The 23,216-nt window shown below is 31.2% G+C and carries 22 protein-coding genes; 6 read left to right on the forward strand and 16 right to left on the reverse strand.

Annotation, left to right across the window (positions count from 1 at the left end):
• Positions 1 to 69: 69 nt before the first annotated feature.
• The 3 genes from B2S02_RS02500 to B2S02_RS02510 form a co-directional block, all read right to left on the reverse strand.
• Complete coding sequence (locus tag B2S02_RS02500; RefSeq protein WP_346920234.1) at positions 70 to 1,317, reverse strand: DUF6179 domain-containing protein; 1,248 nt, start codon at positions 1,315 to 1,317, stop codon at positions 70 to 72.
• Between the two features lie 8 nt (positions 1,318 to 1,325).
• Positions 1,326 to 1,796 (reverse strand): DUF6323 family protein, encoded by a 471-nt coding sequence (locus B2S02_RS02505; RefSeq protein WP_346878973.1) that lies wholly within the window; start codon positions 1,794 to 1,796, stop codon positions 1,326 to 1,328.
• A 209-nt stretch (positions 1,797 to 2,005) separates the two neighbouring features.
• Positions 2,006 to 2,353 (reverse strand): TIGR04076 family protein, encoded by a 348-nt coding sequence (locus B2S02_RS02510; RefSeq protein ID WP_346878941.1) that lies wholly within the window; start codon positions 2,351 to 2,353, stop codon positions 2,006 to 2,008.
• A gap of 255 nt (positions 2,354 to 2,608) precedes the next feature.
• On the opposite strand from B2S02_RS02510, the gene B2S02_RS02515 reads away from it, so the two are divergent.
• The gene (locus B2S02_RS02515; protein ID WP_346920235.1) at positions 2,609 to 4,018 is read left to right on the forward strand and encodes a YncE family protein; all 1,410 of its coding nucleotides are present in this window, start codon (positions 2,609 to 2,611) and stop codon (positions 4,016 to 4,018) included.
• 161 nt (positions 4,019 to 4,179) lie between these two features.
• Here the strand turns inward: B2S02_RS02515 and B2S02_RS02520 are convergent, their stop codons facing one another.
• The 10 genes from B2S02_RS02520 to B2S02_RS02565 form a co-directional block, all read right to left on the reverse strand.
• Complete coding sequence (locus B2S02_RS02520) at positions 4,180 to 4,923, reverse strand: ABC transporter permease (RefSeq protein ID WP_346878974.1); 744 nt, start codon at positions 4,921 to 4,923, stop codon at positions 4,180 to 4,182.
• Positions 4,910 to 5,641, reverse strand: coding sequence for an ABC transporter ATP-binding protein (locus B2S02_RS02525; protein WP_346846738.1), 732 nt, complete (start codon positions 5,639 to 5,641; stop codon positions 4,910 to 4,912). Before B2S02_RS02525 ends, B2S02_RS02520 begins: the two co-directional genes overlap by 14 nt.
• 51 nt (positions 5,642 to 5,692) lie before the next feature.
• Entirely contained in the window at positions 5,693 to 6,457 is a 765-nt protein-coding gene (locus tag B2S02_RS02530; RefSeq protein WP_346846737.1) for a MerR family transcriptional regulator, read from the reverse strand.
• Between the two features lie 135 nt (positions 6,458 to 6,592).
• Positions 6,593 to 7,600 (reverse strand): D-cysteine desulfhydrase family protein, encoded by a 1,008-nt coding sequence (locus tag B2S02_RS02535; protein WP_346920236.1) that lies wholly within the window; start codon positions 7,598 to 7,600, stop codon positions 6,593 to 6,595.
• A 69-nt stretch (positions 7,601 to 7,669) separates the two neighbouring features.
• Positions 7,670 to 10,519, reverse strand: a complete 2,850-nt coding sequence (uvrA, locus tag B2S02_RS02540; RefSeq protein WP_346920237.1) for an excinuclease ABC subunit UvrA — start codon at positions 10,517 to 10,519, stop codon at positions 7,670 to 7,672.
• A gap of 35 nt (positions 10,520 to 10,554) precedes the next feature.
• Positions 10,555 to 11,490 (reverse strand): nucleotidyltransferase domain-containing protein, encoded by a 936-nt coding sequence (locus B2S02_RS02545; RefSeq protein WP_346920238.1) that lies wholly within the window; start codon positions 11,488 to 11,490, stop codon positions 10,555 to 10,557.
• Positions 11,491 to 11,761: 271 nt separating this feature from the next.
• Positions 11,762 to 12,766 carry a GNAT family N-acetyltransferase gene (locus B2S02_RS02550; RefSeq protein WP_346920239.1) on the reverse strand — a complete coding sequence of 335 codons (1,005 nt, stop codon included), beginning with the start codon at positions 12,764 to 12,766 and terminating at the stop codon, positions 11,762 to 11,764.
• 183 nt (positions 12,767 to 12,949) lie between these two features.
• Positions 12,950 to 14,023, reverse strand: coding sequence for an aminoglycoside phosphotransferase family protein (locus B2S02_RS02555; protein ID WP_346876846.1), 1,074 nt, complete (start codon positions 14,021 to 14,023; stop codon positions 12,950 to 12,952).
• Positions 14,013 to 14,858, reverse strand: coding sequence for a sugar phosphate nucleotidyltransferase (locus B2S02_RS02560; RefSeq protein ID WP_346876847.1), 846 nt, complete (start codon positions 14,856 to 14,858; stop codon positions 14,013 to 14,015). Before B2S02_RS02560 ends, B2S02_RS02555 begins: the two co-directional genes overlap by 11 nt.
• 74 nt (positions 14,859 to 14,932) lie before the next feature.
• Positions 14,933 to 16,219: a Gfo/Idh/MocA family oxidoreductase gene (locus B2S02_RS02565; RefSeq protein ID WP_346879937.1), complete on the reverse strand. Its 1,287-nt coding sequence runs from the start codon at positions 16,217 to 16,219 to the stop codon at positions 14,933 to 14,935.
• 249 nt (positions 16,220 to 16,468) lie between these two features.
• On the opposite strand from B2S02_RS02565, the gene B2S02_RS02570 reads away from it, so the two are divergent.
• From B2S02_RS02570 to B2S02_RS02585, 4 genes are all read left to right on the forward strand, one after another.
• The gene (locus B2S02_RS02570; protein ID WP_346879938.1) at positions 16,469 to 17,380 is read left to right on the forward strand and encodes an AraC family transcriptional regulator; all 912 of its coding nucleotides are present in this window, start codon (positions 16,469 to 16,471) and stop codon (positions 17,378 to 17,380) included.
• A gap of 92 nt (positions 17,381 to 17,472) precedes the next feature.
• Positions 17,473 to 18,369 carry a YafY family protein gene (locus B2S02_RS02575; RefSeq protein ID WP_346879939.1) on the forward strand — a complete coding sequence of 299 codons (897 nt, stop codon included), beginning with the start codon at positions 17,473 to 17,475 and terminating at the stop codon, positions 18,367 to 18,369.
• Positions 18,370 to 18,435: 66 nt separating this feature from the next.
• Positions 18,436 to 18,876 carry a GyrI-like domain-containing protein gene (locus tag B2S02_RS02580; RefSeq protein WP_346879940.1) on the forward strand — a complete coding sequence of 147 codons (441 nt, stop codon included), beginning with the start codon at positions 18,436 to 18,438 and terminating at the stop codon, positions 18,874 to 18,876.
• A 180-nt stretch (positions 18,877 to 19,056) separates the two neighbouring features.
• Complete coding sequence (locus B2S02_RS02585) at positions 19,057 to 20,049, forward strand: choloylglycine hydrolase family protein (protein ID WP_346920240.1); 993 nt, start codon at positions 19,057 to 19,059, stop codon at positions 20,047 to 20,049.
• A gap of 128 nt (positions 20,050 to 20,177) precedes the next feature.
• Here B2S02_RS02585 and B2S02_RS02590 read toward each other — a convergent pair whose 3' ends face one another.
• From B2S02_RS02590 to B2S02_RS02600, 3 genes are all read right to left on the reverse strand, one after another.
• The gene (locus B2S02_RS02590) at positions 20,178 to 21,065 is read right to left on the reverse strand and encodes a hypothetical protein (protein ID WP_346920241.1); all 888 of its coding nucleotides are present in this window, start codon (positions 21,063 to 21,065) and stop codon (positions 20,178 to 20,180) included.
• Positions 21,066 to 21,474: 409 nt separating this feature from the next.
• Positions 21,475 to 21,954, reverse strand: a complete 480-nt coding sequence (locus B2S02_RS02595) for a DNA-deoxyinosine glycosylase (RefSeq protein WP_346920242.1) — start codon at positions 21,952 to 21,954, stop codon at positions 21,475 to 21,477.
• A 56-nt stretch (positions 21,955 to 22,010) separates the two neighbouring features.
• Positions 22,011 to 22,364, reverse strand: a complete 354-nt coding sequence (locus B2S02_RS02600) for a helix-turn-helix domain-containing protein (protein ID WP_346920243.1) — start codon at positions 22,362 to 22,364, stop codon at positions 22,011 to 22,013.
• A 177-nt stretch (positions 22,365 to 22,541) separates the two neighbouring features.
• On the opposite strand from B2S02_RS02600, the gene nfsB reads away from it, so the two are divergent.
• The gene (gene nfsB / locus B2S02_RS02605; RefSeq protein ID WP_346920244.1) at positions 22,542 to 23,195 is read left to right on the forward strand and encodes an oxygen-insensitive NAD(P)H nitroreductase; all 654 of its coding nucleotides are present in this window, start codon (positions 22,542 to 22,544) and stop codon (positions 23,193 to 23,195) included.
• Positions 23,196 to 23,216 lie beyond the last annotated feature (21 nt).

Below are 23,216 nucleotides of genomic sequence, written 5' to 3' on the forward strand. Positions count from 1 at the left end.
ATATTTTTTGAATCTGTAACAATAATAACCCCTAAAGCAAATGGATAAGTAATGTTAAAGCTTTTATTACTATTTACTTAGACCTCTTATATAATTCATAAATTTAATTTCCCATTGTGAATCTGAACTATATGCTTCATATTTATTATCTAAATAATGTTTAATAATATAAATCTCTTCCTTTGAAAGTGTTTTAAATAATTCTAAAGCTTCATCTTCCCAAAAACACAGGTTTAACACTTCAACTAAGTCGCTTAAGCTATTAACCTCTTCTTTTACCATTGCAATCTTATCTGAAATAAATCTACAATCATTTATTTCATTGATTAAATTGCGTAACCTTTCATTATCCATAGTATCATTATCTATAAATTCACTTTCTTTTAAATCCTCTTCATACTTAAAGGATAAAAATATATTATCAATATTTCCTATGGATAATCCTACTTTAATTCTAGGATAAATATTTACAGCTGTTTTTTGGATATATTCTATCTTTTCATTATCAACTATCCCTAAAATATCACAGATTCTCTTTGCTGAGCTCTCTAATTTTACTAAAATTTCAGTTTTGGACAAGTTTATAAAAATCCCTAATAATGTTTCTCTTTGCAATGCCGAAATCTCTAATGTTAATATATCTCTGCCTAAAATATCAAGCCCTATGGCATTTGTTAGTATTGGTTCAAAAATATTAATTAATAGCTCTTTATAATCAGAGCAATAGCTATTTAGAACATAAATAATATTATCCTTATCAAAACATATGCAAAACTCATTTTCAATAAGTAGTGCTTTTAAGTATTCATTTATATATTCAATTCCCTGTAGCTTTTCTGATATGGGATTAGAAAGTTGATAATCTATGCTACAGTCTATCTTATGAGCAAAATATCTATAGTCATATTTATTAAAAAATCTATCTATTTCATTTATTGTATCCTTATATGATATGTTTTCTATATTAGATGAACTTTTTCTAACTTCTTCTAATAAGTTCTTTCCTCTCTCCATCAAAGAGGCTATTTTACTCCAAGAAGTCTTTAACAAGTCACTTATATCTTCTTCCATCAATACTTCCTTTGCGTTCATTAACTCTCTTAATTCTAATCCTAATGAAAAACAAATTGAATTAAGTAACTCTTCCGCTATTTCTATTGGAACTGATGTGCTATCACCCATTGTATATCGTTCAGTGTGCTTACCAATAAAATTCCATATTTTAAACTCAATAAGCATTTTATCTTCTTCACTTATATTTTTATCTATTTGAATATTATCTGAAAACGCCATTAAACTCTTGTTGCTTTCTTCCATAATACCTCCTAAAATTCATGTCCGTACATATCTGTATCATCCACTTCATATCCGTATCTTGTATTTCTACAAAGCTCTTCCAAAGTAGTTCCTCTTAAATATTCTAAAGAACCTTGACATTTTCCATCAAAATGTTTTTTCATAAACTCAATAAGTTCATCATCAGCTATCTGATCCATGGCTTCATTTTTAAAAAAGTAGAAAGACTCTTGAACCTCCATTAATGTCTCTTTATAATTCTGTTGCATTATATAAGGGGAATCACAAAAAACTTCCACTATCTTTTTTAAAATCCCTTCAGAAAACTCAATTCTTCCTGTATCTTTTAATGACTTAAAACGATTCTCCACCAGCTCATTAATTTCTACATCACATAAAGCTAACCCATATTTTATTGTTATTTCATTACACGCTTTTAACTCAATTGCAGCTTGTTTTTTCTGAAAATCTTGAAATGCTAAAGTCATATTTTTATCCACCATAATCACCTCTAGATACACAGTACTCCTAAGTCTAACCCAATACAAGACTTGAAATTTTAGTAATTTTGTGGTAATATAAACTTAGAAAATACTTCCCAGTTTGAAAATCAATCTGGGAAGTATTTCTTATATTATAATAGATTTTTCTTATGTTAATGATATATATATTTCGGCTTCTCTTCAAACTGAGCACAATAAAATCAAAACTAATCAAAAAACTTTCCTTTATAAAAATTCTCATTGTCAAGTTTCTTTGCCATAAGTCTGAATATGACACAGCCATCTGGGCATACAATATCCTTGCTATATTTGCTATTGCCACCAATGTTCTCTAAATCTCCACCACTTCTCACCGACTCCATGATTGGAAACATAATCATCATAACCTTGGAACAGATACCCTGTCCATCCGAATTTATGGGACAGCCATAGGTGCAGGTATACTTATCACCCACTTCTTCGCCGTTTCTGCAATACCGCTCTGTATGGTCACTTCGAAGAAAACCAGTTACCTCAATTTCAAATTCGTACTCCTCATTATACCATTTTTTCATAATTAACCTCCAAATTATTGTTTATCTATGTATAATTTTCCAATAGCTTAATAACGTAATTATAACACAAGCCAATGACACTTTTAATATCATTGGCTTAATTTAAATACTTTACAAATTCCTTTTAAGTTTGGTTATACACAGATACCCTTCACCGCACCACAAGTAAAAAGTTTAAACTTCTCCACCTACAGATTAACTTATTGCTAAACTCCCTCATATTATAATAATAAAAAAATATAGGAGTAGATAAACATGTCTATTTTTGCTTATGTTGCAAATGACAATAATAAAATTTCAGTTATAGATACAAGTACAAATACGGTAATAAATACCATTCCAATTTTATCTCCAAGTGATATAACAAAATTTATTGCACTAACACCAGATGGTAGCTTTGCCTATGTTACAAACCTTTCAAACCTGGTAGCAGTTATAAATACTTGCACCAATACGTTAGTAGATACAATAACAGTTGGCACTTCCCCAACAGGCATTGCGGTAACCCCAAATGGTAAATATGTCTATGTAGTAAACTCTGGCCTTGCAACCTCTCCCTCAGGAACAGTATCAATCATAGATACCAATACTAATACAATTGTGAATACTATAACTGTTGGTAGAAATCCCATTGCTGTGGCAATATCACCAAATGGCAACTTTGCTTATGTTACAAACTCAAAATCAGATAATGTATCAGTTATAGATACAACTACAAATACCATAGTAAACACCATAACTGTAGGAGATTTTCCACAAGGCATAGCAATAACTCCAAATGGTACCCTTGCCTATGTTGCAAATCAAGGACAAAGTGCCTTCTCAAACACTGTATCTGTAATAAATCTAACCAATAATACATTGGTAGATACCATAACTGTTGGTACTGGTCCTAGTTATATAGCAATAACACCGGATGGAAATTATGCTTATGGCACAAATGTCTTTACTAATAATGTCTCTGTAATTAATACAAATACAAATACAGTAGTAAATACTATCCCTGTTGGAAATTGCCCTTTTGATATAGCAATTACACCAGATGGTAGCTTTGCCTATGTTACAAACTCCTGTACTAATGATATTTCTATAATTGATATAAATACAAATACAGTGGTAAATACCATCCCTAATATTCCTTTACCACTTGGTATAGCAATAGCAAATGTTGATTTTCCATGCCCAACACCTTTAAATAGAATGTGCATTGAAACAACAAGAATATTTGATTCAAATAAGTTTGAAGAAGAACTTAAAGAGACCTTTAAACTTCCACCATTATATAATACTGAACACATCCAATGTGATGTTGGAGAAACTAGATGTAATATATTAAATATAACTACAATAAACAAACAAACTAATTTAGTAAATGTAAAGTTGCAAATAAAAGTAATTATTAATTTTACAAGTAACTATCCAGATTGTTATTTATTTAAAAAAGTAGTATGCTTTTATAAAAATGTTAATCTTATAAAACCTGAAGGTGCTGATGTATATTGCTCTATTAATAATGTAACTTGTTCATGCATGCAACCAAGTAACTACTCAATTGGGTGCCATAATAAAAATTTATGCTGTACTATAAAGGTAACTGCTACTGTTAAATCTCAAAAGCTTGTTCAAATTGAAGTACCAGTTTTAAGATCTTGTGAACCAAATTAATGTTATTCTAATAACTGCATAACTAAAAATATATAAAATTCAACCATCTATATTTTTATGCAAAGTAGCTAGTAAAACTTATCATATTTTTACTAGCTACAATTCCATTACTTATTTGTTTTAATTGCTTAGACTATCACTATTTCTTTATCAGTTTTAAACTATTCCCACCTAAAAAACTTAATAGATACCCAAATGCATATCACAGAAAGTATACTTATAACTAAAATTGGTATCATTACGTTATCTATGCTTAAGTTAAGTGATGCGCTTTTTAAAAGCTTTATTCCCTGAGTTAATGGTAAGATATCTGCCACTTTTTGAAGGGATGTTGGCATAACCTCATAGGGTAATGTTGCTCCTGAAAATATAAGCATAGGAAAGTATAAAATACTTGCAATAACACTTGCCATTTTATTATTTTTCGCTATTCCACCCACCATAAATCCAATGCTGAACATTGATGCCATTACTAATGTATAAGCTCCTAAAAAGTTTATCCATGAGCCTCTAAATTGAAACTTGAAAAATATTTTTGCTGTTAAATAAATAAGTATTAATGAAACAATGGCATATAAAGTATAAATCATTCCTTGAACTACTAAAATCATAGCTGGGCTAACTGGCGTTACTCTAAATCTTTTTAATATCTTTCTATGACGATACTCAGATAATACTAATGGTAATCCCATGAAACCACCTGCACATATTGCAATAGTTGATACAGCTGCAAAGGATTGTTCCATGAATGTAAAGTCTGCTTCAGGAAACGCGGGTTTATTTCCATAAATAATACCTAAAATAATAGTTATAACCACTGGCATACAGATTGCAAAGATGAACATATCCATGCCTCTTAGTGATAATTTTAATTCAGTTTTTAACATTGCTTTAAATGCTCTCATCATCCAAATCCTCCTCATCTACAAACCATAAATAGGCATCCTCAAATTTTTCATATGGACTCAGTTCCACTGCTTCTTCAACTGTTCCATAAAAATCTATTGCTCCATTTTTCAAAATACATATTTTATCGCACAGAACCTCAACCTCATCCATGAAATGAGATGTTAAAAAGATTGTGAGTCCTTGCTTCTTTAATTTTAATAAGCACTTCCACACATCTCTTCTAGCCTTTACATCTAATCCTGTTGTAAGCTCGTCAAGGAATACTACCTCTGGGTTAGGAATTAAGGCTAGGATAATAAATAATCGTTGTCTTTCACCTCCTGATAATTCACTTACTAAATTTTTCCCCTTATCTTGAAGGTCAAATTCTTCTAATAATTTATTGCAATCTAATGGATTTTTATAAAGAACCTCAGTTATTTCACACAACTCTTTCACTGTTATTTTATCTTGATAATTAGATTCTTGAAACTGAACCCCAACCCTTTGAAATAGCTGTTTTCTTTCTTTTTGAGGATTCATGCCTAGGATAGATACCTGACCATGATCAAAATTCTTTGTACCTAAAATACACTCTATGGTAGTACTTTTCCCTGCCCCATTGGCACCTATCAATCCAAATACCTCACCTTTCTTTACTGTTAAACTAACACTCTTCACCACTTGAGCATCCCCATAGGATTTATAGAGATTATGAACTTTTATTACTTCCATGTGTTATTCCCTCCTTTTGATAAAAGAATAACACCAGCACAAAGTCTGGTGTTAAAGTGTAGAGTTTGTATTAAATTTGTTTTTCATAAATTGTAATTGCCTTAATATAATTTTTGCATTTTTTTCTGCATCACTTAAGGAAGTAAGAAGCTTATCACATGCTGTAACAATGTCCTCATCTTCTTTTGGTTTATCAATTACCTCTCTAATATCAATTTCTATACTTTCTGACATTGAATTAATCATTCTTAAAATTGCTGAAAGAGAATAATTAGCACAACGTAAAGTACGTATTATTTTAAGTCTATTAATATCACTTTCAGTATAAACTCGATATCCATTATGCCTTCTCTTAACAGTAAGTAAACCATTCATCTCCCAATTTCTTAATGTGTCCATTGTGACCTTAAGATAGTCTGCTGTTTGCTTTCTCGTAAAAAATATATAATTATCTTGAGCATCCGTATCTAATAAAAGCTTCTTTGAAAGGTCTATAGCTTCCTCTGCATTTTTTTGTTCTTGCTTTATCTGACTTATATAATCATTTGTACAGTTAATTGCTTCTTGAAACTCCCCCTTGGCAGATAACTTAACAACATTGATTATCTTTTTTCTTAGCCCATTTTGTAGAACCTCTACTTTAAAGGCAGTTCTAGCAAGATTAAATTGCTCTATGTGATAGTCAGTAAATACTCTATAACCATTTTGTAATCTATTCACCTTTGGTATTAATTCAAGCTTTTCGTACAAACGTACAGTGTTGGAATGTACACCAACTCTTTTAGCTACTTCTGATGTTTTATATACCTTATCCATACTATGTGCACCTCCATGTTATTATAATAACACTTATGGAAAGTCTGGTGATATAGTGTAGAGTTCTATTTAATTCTTATTTAGTTTTTGCTATCTCATTTTCATCTTCTAATATTACAGGATAAATTCAATATGTTAGTATTTAAATAGCTCCTTTTGAGGAAATATTCCAAAAGCCCCACCAGTATGGATAAATAAAATATTTTCATTGTTTTTAAAGTTTCCTTTTTTTATTTCTTCACTTAATCCATACATAGCTTTACCTGTATAAACAGGATCTAAAATTATTCCTTCTAATTTTGCAAATTCCTTAATGAAATTTATTTCTTCTTCTCTACTTAAAGCATATCCATTTCCTACATATCCATCTATAATTCTTATTTCATCTTTAGACAATTCCAAATCTACATTAATATACTTCATGGTATCTTGTACTATTTCGTAGATTCGATTTTTAAAATATTCACTGTCATCACAAACATTAACACCTAAAATATCACACTTGTTTTCTGATATTTTATTTGCTAAAAAAGTTCCTGCGTAAGTACCTCCAGATCCCACGGCGAGTATAACTTTGTCAAAATGAACACCTAACTGCTGTTCCTGCTCAATAATTTCTTTCATTGCATTATAATATCCAAATGTGCCTATTACATTTGAAGCACCTTCTGGAATAATATAGGACATATAACCTTTTTTATCATATTCCGTCTTAATCTGTTCCATAATTTCTAATCTTGAATTTTTATATTCTTCTGCGGTAATAAAACGAATATCTGCACCTAAAAGCTTATCTATAAATAAATTTCCATCAGATTCAATACTGCTGCTTCCTCTTAAAACAAGTACTGATTTTATCCCAAGCCTCGCTGCTACTGCTGCCGTTGCTCTACAATGGTTTGATTGGATTCCACCGCAAGTTATAAGCACATAAGCCCCTTTATTAATAGCATCTTTTACTGTAAATTCTAATTTTCTAATTTTGTTTCCTGATACTTCAAGTCCAGTTTGATCATCTCTCTTTATATAAATATTGGGTCCACCTAACATTTTAGAAAACCTCTCAAGTTTTTCAATTTTAGTTGGTATATTTGAAAGTTCTATTCTTTCTGGAATTTGAATTTTGTTTAAAATATTATTCATATTTTGTTCATCTCCTTTAGTAATTATAAGATTGGAACGTAATTATACATAAACCCAGGGTATAATATTTCATTCGATATATTTTTTCAGATATTTTCCTGTATAGGATTTATCACACATTATAATATCTTCAGGCCTTCCCTCTGCTACAATATGACCACCATTTTCTCCCGCGTCAGGGCCCATATCTATTATATAGTCTGCGGTTTTTATCAAATCCAAATTATGTTCAATTACCAGCACAGTATTTCCTAAATCAACAAGTTCATTAAGAGATAGTAACAATTTCTCAATATCTTTAATATGCAATCCTGTGGTTGGTTCATCTAAGATATATAGATTGTCCTTCTCTTTTTTAATTTTTCCCAGTTCTCTTCCTAGCTTTAACCTTTGAGCTTCTCCCCCAGACAGTGTAGATGAGGATTGTCCTAATTTTAGGTATCCTAATCCTAGCTTGTTTAATACATTTAATTTAGAATGTATTAGGTTTACATCCTTGAAAAATTCCACTCCTTCTTCAATTGTTAGTTCAAGAATATCAGCTATGTTTTTTTCTTTATATTTGATCTCTAATATCTCGCTTCTATACCTTTTACCTTTGCATACTGGGCATATGGTTATGATATCTTGCATAAATTGCAACTCAGTTACAATATTTCCTTCTCCCATACAAGTCTCACATCTACCGCCCTTATTATTGAAACTGAAACTTGAAATGTCATACCCTCTAGCTTTTGCTTCTTCTGTTCCTGCAAATATATCTCTTATTTTATCATAAATATTAATATAGGTTGCTGGATTTGAACGTGAACTTCTTCCAATTGGTGATTGATCAATATATCTAACATCACTAATATTCTCAATGCCCTCAACTCCATCATTGAGTCCTGGCTTAACTCTAGAATCATGCAGCTTTGAGTATATGCTCTTGTATAATATCTCATTTACCAAACTGCTTTTTCCAGACCCTGATACACCTGTAATACAAATAAAGGTTCCTAAGGGTATGATTAGGTTAAGATTCTTAAGATTATTTTCTCTTGCACCATGTATTCTTATATGTTTTCCTATGCCTAAGCGTCTTCCTTTAGGAATAACAATTTTCTTCTTTCCAGCCAAATATTGTCCTGTTATAGATCTTTCTGTATTAATAATCTCTTTAATATTTCCACTTGCAATTATCTCGCCGCCATTTGCTCCTGCACCTGGTCCTAATTCTACTATATAATCTGCGTTCCCAATAGTCTCCATATCGTGTTCAACTACAACTACAGTATTACCCATGTCTCTTAGCTTTTTTAATGTATTAATTATTTTAAATGTATCCTTCTCATGAAGTCCTATACTTGGTTCATCTAATATATACATCATCCCCATTAGATTTGATCCGATTTGTGAAGATAAACGTATTCTTTGAGTTTCTCCTCCAGAGAGAGTATCCGAACTTCTCCCCAAGCTCAAATATTCAAGTCCTATTTCTTCCAGAAGCTCTAGCTTTACTATCATTTCATTAATAATCTGCTGTGCAACTTCCCTTTTAGACTCCACCACTTCTAAGGCCGATATAAATTTCTTTAGTTTTTGTATCTGCATGTTCCCAAACTCATTTATGTCTATTCCGTTTATCTTTACTAATAATCTTTCTTTTTTTAGCTTTTTCCCCTTACAGTCTGGACAAATGTGACTGGCAAAGAGTTTTTCGTTATCCCTGTTCTTTGTTCCTTTATCTAAATTATCTTTATAAAGACGTGTTATATAGTTCACTAGCCCTTCATAACTTACGTACCTTCGTCTTCCTTCTATTTCTCTCTCTCCTGTTGTCTTCAGCAGTTCATAACGTTCACCTTTAGTTCCATAGAAAAAAATATCTTTTATTTTCTCTGGGAGCTCATTAAAAGGAGTATCAATACTAAAATTATAATGTGCTGCAAGGCTATGTAATCTTGCTGCACCATTTTTATCACTTAAACTGAATTGAGATACATAAAGTGGGTCCATTCTCATGCTCTTCTTTTCATCCTTAATCAAAAGATAGGGTTCTGTCATTTTATAGGTTCCAAGTCCCTGACATGTAGGACATGCTCCACTGACATCATTTGGTGAAAAATATTTAGGGAGGAATTTCCCTGTAATAATATTATGTTCACAGTTAATAAACCCCTTAGTAAACTTTCTTACTTCATCTTCTGAAATCTCCTTGCTTAGGATCTGGAGTCTTATAAAATTCTGCCCTACTTCCAATCCTCTTTCTATTGCGCTAACTATTTGTTCGTAATTCTTTTTATATACTGAAACCTCATCTACTATTACTTCAATTTTATAAGCTTTAGTCTCATCTAAATCTATATTATTTTTAATATCAAATACTTCATTGTTGATCACAAATCTTCTATAGCCTCTACTTCTAAGTTCAGTTAATAAATAATCATAGCTTTTATCAAATATTTTATTAACAGGAGCTTGTACTTCAATTCTAGTACCTTCTGGGAGACTCAATATATGCTCAGCTATTTGACTGGTTGACAAACACTGAATTTCCTTATGGCATATAGGACAATGTGGAGTTCCTAAAACTGTATATAATAGTCTAATATGGTTTGACAAGTCAGCCATAGTTGCAACTGATGAACGGGGATTCTTAATACCTCTCTTCTGTGGAATTGATATTACTGGGGATAACCCTGTGACCATATCTACATCAGGTTTTTCCATATTCATTATATTAGATCTAGAAGATGATGATAGAGACTGTAAAAATCTTCTTTGTCCTTCTGCATATAATACGTTATAAGCAATAGACGATTTTCCTGAACCGCTTACCCCAGTAATTACAGTGAAAGCATCTCTAGGTATCTCTAAATCAATATTTTTTAGGTTGTTCTCTCTTGCTCCTTTTATACTTATACTTTTTCTAATCAATTGTATTCTCCTTTACTTTCTAAATAGCTTCTAAGTTATATATCACTGTCAAAATTATAATAATATGCCGCTTCTTCAAAGGTAACCTTGCTTTTTTCCATAAGTTTTATTGATTCACTAACCTTAATTAGTACATCTCTTTCTGCAAGCCAATTATAAGTATCTGTAAGTTCATTGCCATCATTACTAATATTATATTTCTTTTTCAAGTATTCATTAATCATTGATACGCCTCTTATTTCACCTTCTTCTTTCATCCATCTGACAATAGGATGAAAAAGAACATCTTTTCTCTCTTCTATATACTCTTTACACAATTCTAATATTTTAACTAAACTTAAAATAGTTACTTCATTTTTAATCAAAGTCATATAGGTGCAATTAAAAAAATCAGGATTGAGATTTAATCCTTGACTTATTACTTCTCTGCCCCTAAACTCATTATTTAATGCTATTTCTATACATGCTATATGGCATACTAGTTTTTGAATTAAACTGAATCCATCAACAAGCCCTTCTTCAACCATTAATAGCTTTTCTGCTTTTTTTATACATATAATTCCATAGATTGCTGACTTTAATAAATTCTCCTCTTTGTCTCTATCACCTAAGAATTTATCTCCATTAAAAAGCTGTTCTATTGTTTCATCAGTTGAAAATAATAAATTACTTTCATTTAAAACTGTTCTAAAAAAATTTTGATTTTGGGGACTATCTATCAATTCAATAAAATAATTTCTGCTATATAGTTCCACTTGGAAGTCTATATCATCCTCTACAAGTGAATACTGATTATATACCTTCTTGCTGTTTTCCTTTGATATTAACCATATATCTATATCAGACTTTTCCCATAAATTATCATTTGTAATACTTCCATAGGAAAAGACAGCAATAATGTTACTGTCCCTTCTAACCTTTTCAATAAACTTCTCTAAGGCACTATTATACCTTTTTTTAATATATGACATATTTGTATTCATAATTACTAAATCTCTTCCTCTCTTAAAATATTAACCTCTAAATTCATACTTTAAATTATATACTTTATTTCCAAACTGAACAATAATATTAAATGTTTTACATATTTATAATAATATTGTTTACACATTCAATAATAACTACAAAAAACAGTAGAATTCTGAAATTCTACTGCTCCTATGTGTTTTAAATTTACTAATTTTATAGAAGATATTGCCTTAATTAAAGATACTGCTTTAACTTTTCTAATGCTCTAAGCTACTACAAAATAATACTTGGGTTATTAAAGTTTGCCCATGCTATATTATTGTCAATATTTCTAACCATTCTGTAAGCTATTGGCTTAAACCCACACTTAGGCCAAAAATTTGAACCACCAAGGTTTGTTATTTTCCAATCTGTTATTATGCTACTATATCCCTTTTCCTTCATAATCCTATAGCTTTCATTCATTAACTTTTTACCAACACCTCTTCCTCTTTGGGAATGGTGAGTGCCCGCAATATGTAGTTCTACCCCATTATCAGGTGCCATCAAATCTGGAGTAATAGGCTCATATACTTGAAATCCTAATTCCTTCATATCCTTTTCTGCAATAAGAATCATCGAATCATTATCCTCTACTAAACTTTTATACCCAGCATTTATATTCATTACAAGTTCAGGTTTTACAGGTAAAAAGGTAGGTGCTGAATTGAGGCATGATAAGATTATACTAGACATATTACCCATTATTTCACTATCATTTTTGTTAGCAAATCTAATCTCTGCATCAGATAAGTTTTCAAAAGCCTTGTAATCCTCCATATTCATTATTCCATATACATGATCAATAAAAAAACTTAATCTTTGGAAGGCTTCATAGTACACCTGATTTCCTAGAGGTACAAATGTATGGTGGCTAAAGTAGCCATGTTCAAGCCATAAAACAGAAACCTTTGTATAGAGCTCCCTTATAAGCTCAGAGGATTGATCCATTCTAATTGCTATTCCCTCATAGGGCACCCATATATGTCTGCCTCTATCGTCAATTTTCATCTCACCAAATAAATAACCTACTAGTTCATCATTAGCAAAGGCTCCTATTCCAATTGCTTTTCTATTAACAAACAAATTCTCAAGTAAACTCGTTATATATTTTGCATTAAGACAACTGTTCTTCAAGGACGGAAATGACTTACTCTCAAGGTTTTGCCTACATATTAACAAATCAGACATTGCAGGTATATCATCAATAGTAATTTTTCTAAATTCACATCTCTTCATTTCTGTACCTCCTAGTATAATAATGATATGGCCACTAAGGGCTATCCTTTTCTCAATAAATTTATATTACATATTCTAACATAGTAAATTATCATTAAATATGTAAAAAACAATTCTGTATTATTCATTACATAGATTCTCAGCGCCTATTAATAAGCAACCTATCCTAAAGTGGCTATCATTCTAATTACCCTCTATAAGTTCCCCTATTATCTTATTCATAATATCCATTTTCCCTTCAATATCACTAACCAGCTTAAACTGTGTTCTTGCTCTATGCAGATTGTGTTTCTCCTTGTGAATTTTAAAATAGGTATCTCCATTTAAATAATCCGTTAAAAATCTTATACCACATTCAAAGGTCATAAGTTTCACAGAAAACGCCATAAGTTCAATCTCTTTTGGCACAAGTATAGGTAATACTTCATGAAAATATCCCTTTGTAAAATACTTAAACAGATTCATATCAAACCATATTTTTGATAAATCTGTTTCATCTTCCCTTCCGCTAGAAGCTCCATATCTCAGTGCATCGCCGTAGTCATAGAGAAGTGACCCTGGCATTACTGTATCTAAATCAATTACACATACCCCTTCACCTGTATCTATATCTATCATAACATTATTCAGCTTAGTGTCATTATGTGTTACCCTTAGAGGAATGCTTCCATCTTTCATTGCATCTAATATAATGCTCACATCTCTTCTGCGTTTTTTTACAAATTCAATTTCTTTTCCCACTTCTTCTAATCTGCCACATTTATTATCTTCAATTGCTTTTAACAGATCCTCAAACCTTGTGGCTGTATTATGAAAATTAGGTATTGTGTCATATAATTTACCTGCTGGAAAATCAGACAACATATTTTGAAACTTACCAAAGGCCTTGGCGCCATAATAAAATTGCATAGGATCTTCAACCTGATCGTAGGTCACTGCATTACCTATAAATTTATATACCCTGAAATAATCATTTTCATTGGTTTTATAGTACTTTTCACCATTCTTAGTTTTTATTATTGTTAGTGTTTCCCTGTCAGGATTTCCTCCACTAAGAAGGATTTTCTTTCTCAGATGCTCTGTTATAGCTGCAATATTCTCCATTAAACCCTCAGGATTTTTAAACACATTACTATTGATTCTTTGCAATATATATGGTTTTGCAATATATGTGTCATTTATATATCCGTTACCATAAGAGCTCATTTCAGTGTTAATATTAAACTGTTTTAAAACCTGATGCAATTTATATTCCATGGTATAATCCCTCTCTAATCATTCGGTTTATAGCATTTTTAACTATAGACAAGTCTTCTTTGTATGTAACTCCATACCACTTATCTAATGTCTCAAGTACTTTCACCTTTGCACTTTGTGTTTTAATCATATTATCAACTACTGACGGAAGATAAAATTCATCCTTTAATGGATTTTTTAAATCATTTAAAAACAGAGTGAAGTCCTGTTCAAGGACATTAAATATATCAATGTCAAACCCCCACATGTTCATAGATACTATAGTATCAAGAGGTATTCCACTATTTTTATCAATAGATGTATGCTCCACCACACTTTTTAAATACCCTTTTTCTATTTCGCATAATCCTCTGCTTACCATGCCATTTTCAGTTAGTGTATTTTTTAGTCTAAACCCAGCCATGCACATACCTTTATTTTGAGATAAATAATCCCCAACTATTTTGTAGGAATGGCTACCATAGTAATCATCTGCGTTTATTACCATAAAGGGAGTGGTAACTTCACTTTTAGCACAAATCACAGCATGCCCTGTTCCCCATGGCTTATATCTATTATTAGGGATAGAACACCCCTTAGGAATTTTGTCTAGTGTTTGAAAAGCATAATCTACATCTATTATCTTTTCAATTCTCTTGCCGATAACATGTCTAAAATCCTTTTCCATTTCTTTTTTTATAATAAAAACTACCTTTGAAAAGCCTGCTTTTACTGCATCATATATTGAAAAATCAAGTATTATTTCCCCATTTGGACCCACAGGCTCTAGCTGTTTAAAACTCCCAAAACGACTTCCCATACCAGCTGCCATTACTACTAATGTTGTTTCATTCATATTACCACCTATATTTCAATACTTTCTTTATATTAATCTATGTTAAATTCATTACTTAATTACTACATGCCATTTTATTTTCTTAGAGTATCCAAATCAACCACAACGCCATCTGCCAGCCTAGATTGTTCCGCTGCCATTGCGCAATAATGACTTTCTACGGATTTATCTACTGATGTAATGGCATTAGTCGGTTCTCCATCCTCTGCAATCATATCAATGAATTCCTCCACCATACGATTGTCTCCCCCTGCATGACCAGAAAAATCCGTTGATAGCTTAGATATATCCATTACTTCAGTTTCTTTTCCAAAAGGTGTTACTTTAATAGTTTTTTCAGACAAATCTGCAACAATTTCTCCTTTTGTCCCCATAATCTTCTGATAACGTGAACCTGTAGCAGTGAATGCACTCATTGTCAATGAAATGGTGGCACCATCTGTCATATTTAGGTTTACAACCTGATGATCTACTACGTTATTATCACAGTAATATACACATCTTCCATAAGGTCCACTTTGAATTGCTTCTGTAATACTTTCTACAGTAGGATGAAGGGTCAATACATCAACAGGCCACTTTGTATTCCCCTTTGCCACACCAGTTTTTTCATTTGTTATATAAATCTTTTCTGCATCAAAGGGACAATTTGCTTTTGCTTTGCATCCATCCATACAACGCTTCGTTGCTCCTTCCGGTGCATTTTCTTTTTTGAATAAATAGGTGCTTCCAAAGGAAGATACAGAATTACAAGTTTTACCTGTGAGCCATAATAACAAGTCCATATCATGACAACATTTCTGTAATATCATAGGGCTAGTAGTATTTGAGTTTCTCCAGTTTCCACGTACAAAACTGTGTGCTTGATGCCAATATCCCACATTTTCAATTGCCATAACAGAAACTACTTCTCCAATTATACCGCTGTCAATTACTTCTTTTAATTTTGTATAGAATGGTGTATAACGCAACACATGACATACAACCACTTTTCTGTCACATTCATTTGCTACTTTTACAATTTCCCTACACTCATCAAGGTCTGGTGAAATTGGCTTTTCCAATAACAGATGATAGCCTTTTCTAAGGGCCGGGATTGCTTGTCTTACATGTTCCTTGTCCTGAGTAGTAATAAACATAACATCTGCTAGCTTATCCTGAGCAATTAGTTCTTCTGCACTGTAAAAGCATGCCCTTTTCGGAATGTTATACTCCCTTGCCACATCTTCTACCTTTGCAGGATCAATGTCTGCAATTGCTACAATTTCAATTTTCTCTGGGAATAATTTAGCAGTTAATGCATAGGTGTCTTTTCCTCTACTACCAAGTCCAGCTAATGCTACCTTTAATTTTTTACTCATTTTATTTCCTCCTATTTATTTCTATTTTCTCCATTCATATTTTAAAAGGTATTTCTATGTGCATAGAGAAGACCTTTTCTATAACTTCCATACTGTTACATATATTGTATAGTTTTTTTTAAAATTTAGCTTATACAATCATCCAGTATAATTGTTATATCATCCAAAATATCTATTTGTTAAATTGTATTCTTTTGTTATATTTGCTAAAATAAATTGATAATAATTCATAAGCAAGGAGTTGGTTGTATGGCTTATATCAGTACTAGATTAAAAAAAGAATTTGAAATCACTGAAATCATCACCATTCACTATTTTGAATACTTGAAAGATTTTGTTTTCCATGGTGAGTCTCATGATTTTTGGGAATTCCTATATGTAGACAAAGGAACAGTTATGGTACAAGCAGCCTCTGAGCATTATCAGCTCTATGCTGGAGATATGATTTTTCATAGACCAAATGAATTTCACGCTGTGAAGGCAATAGGAAGGAAATCGCCTAATTTAGTGGCAATTTCATTTTTGTGCAATTCCCCATCAATGGATTTTTTTACTGGTAAAGTTACCACTCTGTCTTCTATAGAAAAAACTTTAATTGCAAAAATTATTTCAGAAGCGCGCGCTGCATTTTCAACTCCACTCCATATCCCTTCCATTGAACAAGTAAAACTCTCTACTAGTGCACCTTTTGGCTCACAACAATTGATTTTGTTATATCTGGAACAATTTCTAATTCATATAAAGAGGCATCATTGTGATGATGAAAAAGTTAAAAACCTACCTTCTGTTACAAAACAGTCTTGGGATAGCTCTAATAAATCCTATGTATTTGAACAAATTTTGCATTATTTGCAGCTACACATTTGTGAGCAAATTAAAATTTCAGATATTTGCAATGAATTTTCTATCAGCCGTTCTACCTTACATTCACTCTTCCACAAAAATAAAAACTGTGGAGTAATTGATTATTTCATATATATGAAGATTGAGCGCGCAAAGGAAATTATTCGTGATGGGAATATGAATATCACTGAAATCGCATATTTTCTTTCTTATAATTCTTTGCAGCATTTTTCCAAACAATTTAAAAAGTTAACTGGAATGTCACCAACGGAATACATCTCATCTGTAAAGGGGATTTCTCAAACTTATAAGTGGTAGCCATAATGTGGCTGCCATTCCTTATTTGACAGTATATAAATATGACATAGTGATGTCATGTTCATGTGCTATAATATGATAGAGGTGAAAATATGCAAATCAACCGAATGTTTGAAATAATATATATACTTCTTGATAAAAAAACTGTTACGGCAAGAGAACTTGCAGAGAAGTTTGAAGTTTCTAGTAGAACCATTTATCGTGATATTGAAACATTATCATCAGCAGGTATTCCTGTTTATATGACCAAAGGCAAAGGTGGCGGAATATCTATTTTAGATGAATTTGTGCTGAACAAAGCTGTATTAACCGAAGAAGAAAAGTCTGATATTTTATCCTCACTACAAGCAGTTGGTGCAATCAATTTTAATGAAACAGATTCTGCATTACAAAAATTAGGCAGCCTATTTGGAGAGAATAACTCCGATTGGATTGAAGTGGATTTTTCATCCTGGTACAATTCAGAGAACGAATCTAAATTCTTTAATGATATTAAATCAGCAATCCTATCTAAGAAAATAATGAGTTTTACTTATTCAAGCGGAAAAGGCGAAAGAACTACACGAGATGTAGAACCTTTAAAGCTTTGTTTTAAAGGTATGGCACGTTATTTATATGCCTATTGTACTTTAAGGCAGGATTTTCGATTTTTCAAACTAAGTCGTATAAAGGATATTGTGGTTACAGATAAACATTTTCATCGAAAAGTTATGGAACCTATATTTAAGAAGGACAACATGTTTAATGAGCAATATATCACTTTGAAATTAAAACTGTCTCCCCAAATGGCTTTTCGAGTATATGACGAGTTTGATAATTATACTAAAGAAGTTGACGACAGTTTTATAACTGAAACAATTTATCCTATGGGTGAATGGCTATTTCCTTATATAGCTTCTTTTGGTAGCCATTGCGAGGTATTAGAACCATTGGACATAAGAAACTCCATAAAAGAAGAAATACAAAAAATGATGAACAATTATTTATAATATGACATACTGTTGACATATTATTTGATTTATTATAAATATATCAAATATATGGAGGTAGTTAAAATGAACTATGAAATTGTAAATCTTGAAGAAAAAATTATTGTTGGTGTAAGTGTGACAACGAGCAACGAAGACCCTAAAATGGGTGAGAAAATCGGCAAGCTTTGGGTTGATTTATATCAAAGTGGCATCAATGCAAACATCAAGAATAAGGTAAATGAATATGCAATTGGACTTTATTCCGATTATACAGAAAACAGTTATCTTGTTACCGCAGGCAACGAAGTATCAAAATCAGAAAACAGTGAGTTTACAACAAAAATCATTCCTGCGGGGAAATATGCAAAATTCTCTGTCCATGGACACATGGAAACAGCAGTAGCAAAAGCTTGGGACAAAATTTGGAAAATGGACTTAGACAGAAGCTTTACAGGTGACTTTGAGGAATACCTAAATAGTGACTTTGAAAATGCAGATATTGATATTTATATAGCATTAAAATAACAGTGATAAGATTCATCATATTTAGCTAATTAAGTTAATTCTACTGAGTTGCAACATTCCAGTGATCTAAATAAACTAAGTATCGTAACTTTAACATATTCTAAACATATATTATAATATTATAAAAATTATAAAGTTGTAAATACTATAGTATAGATATATAAAAAAGAAGGTGTAGATATGTGTACAGCGTTTACTTTAAAATCTTTACAGATGGAAAATTTGTTTTGTAGGACTATGGATTTTTCTTACGATATAGAACCTGGATTTTTTATAATACCTAGAAATAACCCATGGTATAATCCTATTACCATGAAAAAGCATAATGATTGCTATAACTTTATAGGTATCGGGCAAGAAGCTGATAATGTGCTAGGCTTTTTTGATGGGGTAAATGAAAGAGGCTTTGCTGCCGCAGCTCTATACTTTGCGGGTTATGCCGATTATGATATACCAGTAGAGGATAAGAATAAAGAGCCTATTGCATCATTGGATTTTCTACATTATATTTTAGGGCGCTGTGCTTCAGTAGATGAACTAGGTATGATACTGAAAAATATATGTGTCATAGGTCTTCCCGATCCTGTTACTAAAACGGCTGCTCCTCTTCATTGGATTGCAACTGATAAAAGTGGCAAATGTGTAGTTATTGAGCAAACAAGAAATGGGCTTGAGATATTTGATAATCCTATAGGAGTTATGACTAATAGTCCAGATTTTATGTGGCATATGACTAATCTAAGAAATTATATGGAATTATCTACAATCCAAGAAAAGAAAACCTGTTGGGAGAATGTTGAGTTAACACCCTTTGGTCAGGCTGGTGGAACAATGTTATTACCTGGTGGATACACCTCTCCAGAACGATTTGTTAGAACAGCCTTTCTAAAAACCCATAGTCAAGTACCTAAAGATAGAGTCGATGCAATAATGACTTGTTTCCACATTGTGGAGAGTGTTTCAATTCCAAAGGGAATTGTTCTTACAGATAAAGGTACTTTTGATTACACTAAATATACTGCATTTATAAACACAAACACCTGTGAATATTACTTTAAAACCTATGATAACAGTCAAATAGCGACTACAAGACTAATTAGTGATTATAAAAATTGTACACATCCTATCTACCTTGGTAATTTAAAACGTCCTGTTACCTTTGAAAAGCTTTAGAATTTACTTTTTTGCCCTACCTAATACCTTTGTTAGATTAGGTTCTTCCTAAACTTGAAAGGTCTAAACCTATACCATTAATGGAGTAAGTTTAGACCTCTTTCTTTTTCTAATTAATAGTGCTCTTGCTATTCCCTTTCGTCAGCACCATCATACAATTCCAAATTGTGTAAATTACTATGAACTTTCCTTTTATAACAGTTAGTTTTTATTAAGGTTTCAGATAAATAACAGCTTAAACTAACTAGCAATATATCAATACCAAGTCTTAGAAGTGTATCAATAAACGCCCCCGAAAATATAATTGGGATAAAAATAATAAAGGCAAACCAATTAATCCCGAATATTGTAATCCCAAATTTTATTGCACCTAAAGGCTTTGATTGTGATTTAGTAGTATTACCTAATAATAGATATACGATACCTATACATGTACCCATTAATAAAGTCCAAATAAAAGTAAAATAAGGTCTTTTCTCATAACCTGAATCTATAATTTTTGTAAAATAGAAAAAGTAACGTCCAAATAAAAAGATTATAGAAAAAATGAAAATAGATAAAAATATGTTACCGCTATTAAAAGGCCTCTTCTTTTGTTTAATATGACTGGAGTCACTTGTAAATTTACCTAATAATAATCCCATCAATACTATCGGTGCAGCATCACAAATTCCCATTACAATTTCATGTGTTAAAGTATTACCCGATAAAGAAACACCTTCCATCATACCCCATAACCACAATAAACCTATTGCACTACCATATCGCAGTCCTTTTCCAATCTTTATTCCTAGAATTTTATCTTCATATCTATAAAACACATAGGCTACACTGGAAAAAGCAACCAGAATCCATACCGTAGCTGCTCCAACAGCTCCAATAGTTTTAACAAGAAAACTGAAGTTTGCAATTTTAGGAAAAGGACTAATCTCCGAAGTTATTCCATGAAGTGTCATATCAAGTATAGAACAAATAATAACTATAGCTATATATTTTATTAATTTAACAATTTTCATTTAAGCTCCTCCTTTATTATAATTGATATTTATAATATTACTCCTTCATCTTTTTCAATTTTATTATTCTATTTATAACAATGTACCTTTTGTCTTGATATTACTTTACCTTATCCTTATTATTTAAATTTAATCAATAACATCTTTATTGTATCACCTCACTCTCCACTGCTCAATAAATCTATACCATATTAACAAAATATTCCCTTTATTTAGCATGTACCTACAATAAAAAAACAGCAGAATTCTAAAATTCTACTGCTTCTACATATTCCTTATTATCCGCTTGGATATCCCTCCTTGATTTTAGATGTGGTTGGCAAACCTACTTCTATTTATCAAAGAGGGTTCTTTTTTTCTACTTATAGCTAAAAGCTTTTTGAACCACCAGTATAACCAGTGGTATTCATTAAACAATCACTTGCCATTCTTCTATTAACTTATCAAGACTATATCTTGCATTTGCAGGACTAGTTGATGGAAGTTTAATAGCTTCTATTCCTGTTTTTTTTAATGAATATTTATTATAAAGTTGATATGCCTTGCCACCATTAACATATATCTTTTTAATATTGCTATTATCTAAAATACTAGTTAAATCTGATGGGACTACATTTTTAATACTAGAATCACTTGAACCTATGATATCACAAGAAGCTATTGTATCCCATATTGCAATATTATTTTCTAATAACATTTTCTTTTTTTCCTCAATAGTTCTATATTCAGAGCATCGAGTTATTGCTCCAATAACTTTCCAAAATCTATTTTGTGGATGACCATAATAAAAATCCACCTCTCTTGATTTAACAGATGGCAATGTTCCTAAAATAAGAATTTTTGAATTTTTATCAAATACAGCTTCAAAGGTATGCTCTACATGCTTCATAACTCTCTCCTTTATAATTAACTTTTAAAATTATTATTATCAATTTTACTTAAAAGCTATTTATAATTATTTAATCTTATTAATTGTTCTTTTCCCCACTTAAATAACATTTCCATTATAGGTATTAATGATTTTCCATATTCAGTTAAAGTATATTCTACCTTTGGCGGAATCTCTTCATAAACTTCCTTATGTATTATGTTATCACTAACTAACTCTTTCAACTGATTACTTAACATTTTATCTGTAATTCCACTTACAGCTCTTTTTAATTCACCATATCTCATAACTTCACTATCATAAATATGCCATAAAATAACTAGTTTCCATTTCCCTGATATCTGAGTCATTGCAAATTCCATAGGGCACAGTTCACTACAATTTTTTATTTCTATTTCTTTATTATTCATACAACTCTCCTTTTTGATATCACTATCCTTTTAGATAGTACTTACTTTTAAGTGCATACTTGTTCATATAACAGTATGTTGATATTATTATAGCATACAAGGGCGGCAAACAAGTAAGCCTTTGAAAATTTATAAAATTAATATAAACTATTTTTGAATTAAAAGGAGATATATAATATGAACTTAATAGAAATAATGGAAAGACGTTACTCAACTAAAAAATTTGATAATACAAGAAAAATTTCAGCAGAAGATATGAAACAAATTAAAGAACTTTTAAGACTTAGTGCTTCAAGCGTTAATACTCAACCATGGCATTTTATAATAGCTTCAAGTGAAGAAGGGAAAAAACAAATAAGCAAAAGTACTCAAGGATTCTACGCTTTTAATGATGAAAAAGTACTTACTGCATCAGATATAGTTGTACTTTGTGCAAGAACTTCAATGGATGAAGATTACTTACAACATATCTTAGAAAAAGAAGATCAAGATGGACGTTTTGCTAACGAAGAAATCAAAAATGGTATGCATGGAGGACGTAGTACATTTGTTAACTTCCATAAAAATGACTACAATGACTTACAATATTGGATGGATAAACAAGTTTACTTAAATATGGGTAGCTTATTACTTGGTTCTGCTGCTCTTGGAATAGATGCAGTACCTATGGAAGGATTTGATATTAAAGTTTTAAATGAAGAATTAGGATTAACTGAAAAAGGATTCACCGCTGTAGCATTAGTTCCTTTAGGATACAAAGCTAATGATGATTTCAATGCACAATTACCTAAATCAAGACTTTCTGAAGAAGAAGTATTTACTACAATTTAATTAATTATCCCCTCATTAATA

Source organism: Clostridium sp. UBA7339 (assembly GCF_002470865.1).
Lineage (GTDB): Bacteria > Bacillota > Clostridia > Clostridiales > Clostridiaceae > Clostridium_J > Clostridium_J sulfidigenes.